Here is a 4751-nt window from a genome sequence, read left to right as displayed (position 1 = left end):
AAACCATCGCTACTGCCTCTAATGATAATACCTCACAGTTGTGGAGTGTGGAGGGACAATTACTTAAGGAATTTAAAGGGCATCAGGGTTGGGTCAATAGTGTAATTTTTAGCCCAGATGGCAAAACCATCGCTACTGCCTCTAATGATAATACCTCACGGTTGTGGAGTTTAGATAATAAACAACTTGTACAAAAATTGACAGGACATAATAGTAGGGTCTTAAATGTAAGTTTCAGCCCAAATGGTAAAACCATTGCTACTGCTTCTAATGACAATACCGCACGGTTATGGAGTGTGAAGGGAAAATTACTTAAAGAATTTAAAGGGCATCAAGGTTGGGTCAATAGTGTAAGTTTTAGCCCCAACAGTGAAACTATTGTCACTGCTTCAGCCGATAAAACAGCGCGGTTGTGGACTCTAGACGGGCAATTGAAACAGGAATTTAAAGGGCATCAGAGTTGGGTCAATAGTGTAAGTTTTAGCCCCAACAGTGAAACTATTGCCACTGCTTCATCTGATAAAACAGCGCGGTTGTGGACTTTAGACGGGCAATTGAAACAGGAATTTAAAGGTCATCAGAGCTTAGTCAATAGTGTAAGTTTTAGCCCTGACGGTAAAACTATTGCCACTGCTTCAGCTGATAAAACAGCGCGGTTGTGGACTTTAGACGGGCAATTGAAACAGGAATTCAAAGGTCATCAGAGCAGTGTTTTAAGTGTAATTTTTAGCCCCGATGGCAAAACTATCGCCACTGCTTCAGCTGATAAAACAGCGCGGTTGTGGACTTTAGACGGGCAATTGAAACAGGAATTCAAAGGTCATCAGGGCTTTGTATGGTATGTGAGTTTCAGCCCCGATGGCCAAACCATCGCCACGGCATCCGAAGACAGGACAGCGCGGTTGTGGACTATGGAGAGGCAACTGTTACGGGAATTCAAAGGCCATCAGGGCAGTGTCTATAGTGTGAGTTTCAGCCCCGATGGCCGAACCATCGCCACGGTATCCGAAGACAGGACAGTGCGGTTGTGGCCTGTGCAGGGTTTAGATGAGTTGTTGGTGAGGGGTTGTGTGTGGCTACAATATTATGTGAAAAATCCAAATGCCACTGAAGAGGATAAAAAACTTTGCAACGACATCAAGTAAAGGGCAAGGGTGCAAGGTTAATTTGTGCTTGATTAGAGCGATCTCTTCCCCATTTATAACAAACGAGGTAGCGTTAATAAGCAACGACGTAAGGTTTGTGACGAATGACGTAAGGTTCTTTATGGATGAGGTAGCATTAATAAGCAACGACGTAAGGTTTGTGACGAATGACGTAAGGTTCTCTATGGATGAGGTAGCGTTTGTGATGAAGGCGATTTGCTTTGCGATAAAACATTAATCTTGTCAGGGCGAACGGCCGTACCCTGCGGGAAGGCGGAGCCTAAGCCCCTACTAAAATCGGGTTTCGTACTCAAATAACAGGAGATTTTCACTGCCCAAATCAGTTGCGCCACGCACCAAAATTTCATCATTCAGTCGATAAAGGACGTTATAACGAAAAGACGCATCACTACTAAACAAAGGACGGGATAAAGAAACAGAAAAATCTCTGTTAATGTTAAACACTCCCTCTGCTGACAAATCAAGAACAGATGAGCGTCTTGATGTTTGATCAGTAATGGGAGTAGGAAATATGCGAAATTCACTAAAGCCAACAGCCTGACCGATCGCAGTAATAGTTCCTTGCAAACTGCCTAAAATAGTAGTACCAGCAAAATTGGTTAATCCTTGCGTTATATCTCCGGTTTGAGCAAAATTATTCAAAATTGACCCACCTAGCAACGCCACAATCTCTCCCTGACTGCGGCGAGGTTGACTGGTAAGTTCTAAATTTTGATTTAATTCACTGGCTCGTCCTGTGGCTCTGGCTTGTACGCGCACAGTACGTAAAGTCCCGAAATTAGTGGTAGAAACATCACTAATTTCTCCCGACAAAGGTGATTCTAAAATTCGGTTACTCGTGGCTGATGTCTCCGGGACGATCGCCAACAGTCGGACATCTAAGGTAGGATCAAGTCCTTGACTAGGAGTAAACGTTGCTGTTTGTTCGTAGCCACGCTCTAAAGTGAACTCGGTGCTAAATAAGCTGACTCGTCCTCCTGTTAAACGAATCACTCCTTCCGGGAGAGGCTTGGCTAAGGTTCCATTAATGGTCAAGTCACCTTTGGCGTTAAAGCTAAGTATGGGTTGACTTAAGGCTCCTGGTACAAAACTCAATAGAGACTGACTCGTAACCCGCACATCATTACCTAAAGTCAAACGTAAATCAGCAAACTCTACAGGTAAATTAGGTCTAGTTACAGCAGTGTTATTTACAGCATTTGTAGGCTCTGTTGTAGTTGTCGTGTTGGGGTTAGCTGCTGTTGTTGTTACAGCACTAATGTTGATGTTATTACTATCTGTCGTTGCTGGTTTTGAATTAGCGGTGGTGGAATTGCCAATAATAACTTGTCCGTTACTCAGTTCAATTTCCCCACCAATTCGCGGTTTGAGTGCGGTTCCACGAATTACCGCATTCCCACTCACACCACCTTCATACAGTCCTGGAACCTGAAAATCTAGTTGTTTTTCTATTAATACTGTTAGGGGATTAGATGCAGTAGACTGAGGTGTAAAAATCGGCAAGATTCCCGACGCAGTGACTAACCCTTGATTGTATTTACCTTGAATACCTTCTACATTGACTGTATTGCCGTTAAATTGCGCTGTTCCCGTCACATTGGTTAATGGTGCTGATAAAGCTTGAGCGCCGATAGTTGCATTATTAAATGTGGCAGTTCCATTGATAATTGGCTGGTTTAATGTACCGCTAACGTTGACAGCGACTTGTCCTTGTCCGTCTACCCACGAAACTTGATTGTTAGTCAACACATTTAACAACGCCAAAGCTTCGTTACTCACGTTAGCGTTGACACTGATTTGATTACTATCTGGTTTGACGGCGACAAAAGGTAAAGGTGCAGGAATACTACCTGTAATTGCAACTGGTTGTGTTCCCGTCAATAGTAAAGCACTATCAAAATTCACGCGCGCATTATTATATGCAAATTTTACCTGTCCTGTTTGTACAGGTTGCTGGTTGAGAGTTGCATTTGCCAGAGATACTTCACCATTTACTTTAGGGTCTTGTAAACTACCTTGCAAATTAGCAACAGCATTAACTTGACCTGTAATATCTATAGGATATTGTTCGATGAAAGGCTGAAACAGAGATAAAGGTAAACTAGCTACATTCAACTGTCCCGAAAGTTGGTCAAAGCCTAACTGTCCGGTGAAGGCTACTAATCCTTGATTGATGCCAATACTCAAGGGTGAGAGCGTCACAATACCATCCGCAAAATTACCTTGAGCAATTACTTGATTAATAGCATATTGTCCCCATTGCCAATTAGCACCTTGAAGATTAAACCCTGCATTCAAGCCAGATTTTAACGAACCACTAGCGGTAATTGTGCCATTTAATGCACCTGTTAATTCTGCCAAGCTAGGCAAAGGCGGCGTTTGTTTTTCCTCTTGCTGTTGTTGTTGCGTTACTACTGTGGCAATTTTCGAGAAATATTCTAACTGGGTTTGTAAGTCTGCATTGGGTAAGCTAAGAGATGTAGTGTTGAGTGCTTCTGCGCCTGCGAGGGTTGGCGGTTCTGTTCCTGTACTCAAGTCTTGGAAATCGTAGATATTAAACGCTTGTAAAATTTCTTGGATTCTAGTTTGGACTAAATTAGCTTGGACTTGAAATTGCGGATTATTGCCAGTTTGCACACTGCCACTTAAGGCAATGCTACTATCGCCAAGACGTAATAAACCGTTAGTTAAGTTAGCAGCACCGTTAGCATAATTGAAGCTACCGCGAAATTCCGCGGCTGAAACTCTAGCAACCCGCGGTTGAGAAATGGCTACGTCTCCAGCCAAAGCATAATTATTCAGATTGACAACTAAGTTTCCTGATAATTGTCCGCCCAAGGGTTTCAATCTATTGTCAGGGATAAAGCCGCCAACTAAAGCGATGGGAAACTGTTGGGCGTTGATGATTAAATTATCACCTTCGGTTCTACCTGTGCTAATTGCCTGACCGCGCTTGAGTAAAAATGAAGTTGGGCGATAATTTCCATCCAGGTTCAAGGCTATTCTATCTTGCACCCCTGTTAGTTGCAGACTTCCCCCGCGTCCACCTTGAAAATTAACACTACCAGCTAAAACCGGGTCAAAGGCCAAGTTACTCACATTGAAATCCCGCAGCCGAATACTACCTGTAGCTTGGGGCGTTTCTAAAGTACCTGTAACTCGCCCATTAAAATCGAGAAAGCCTGATAGGGCGATGTCTCCCGGTACTTGCACACCTGTATTATTGAGATTGAAATTCTGCGCCAGGACATTGAAATTAAAACCAGCAATTTTCGGTGTACCTGTTTCTGGTAATTGTACGGCGATCGCACCATTCGCACTAATTCCCGGTGTCGTTGCTCGTGGCACAATAATCTGTTTACCATTCCACCGGAATTGCGCTGTCAATGGTTGTGCTAACTGCGCCACCCCTTGATTAGCGCGAAGTTGTCCCGCGGCGCGAATATCTGCAAGCGCAAAAGATTTGGTATTACCAGCTAACTGCACATTACCATTAAGTCTTCCTCGCAGTTGTAGTGAAAAACGGCTGAGTTGAATCTGCGAAGCATTAGCAACAGCTTGCCAGCGACCATTATTTAAATTAGC

At 43.5% G+C, this 4751-nt stretch carries 2 protein-coding genes; one reads left to right on the top strand and one right to left on the bottom strand.

Annotation, left to right across the window (positions count from 1 at the left end; all coding sequences use genetic code 11):
- Window positions 1-1145, top strand: a 1145-nt coding sequence (locus NCWK1_RS28770; RefSeq protein ID WP_187308278.1) for a WD40 repeat domain-containing protein, incomplete at its 5' end; no start/stop codon positions are given.
- 291 nt (window positions 1146-1436) lie between these two features.
- Here NCWK1_RS28770 and NCWK1_RS28765 read toward each other — a convergent pair.
- Window positions 1437-4751 (bottom strand): translocation/assembly module TamB domain-containing protein (locus tag NCWK1_RS28765; protein WP_187308277.1); only part of this gene is annotated, 3315 nt, incomplete at its 5' end.

The sequence above is a fragment of the Nostoc cycadae WK-1 genome, assembly GCF_002897135.1.
GTDB lineage: Bacteria > Cyanobacteriota > Cyanobacteriia > Cyanobacteriales > Nostocaceae > Nostoc_B.
Note: the sequence above shows the minus strand (reverse complement) of the source record. Positions and strands in the feature narration are given on the sequence as shown.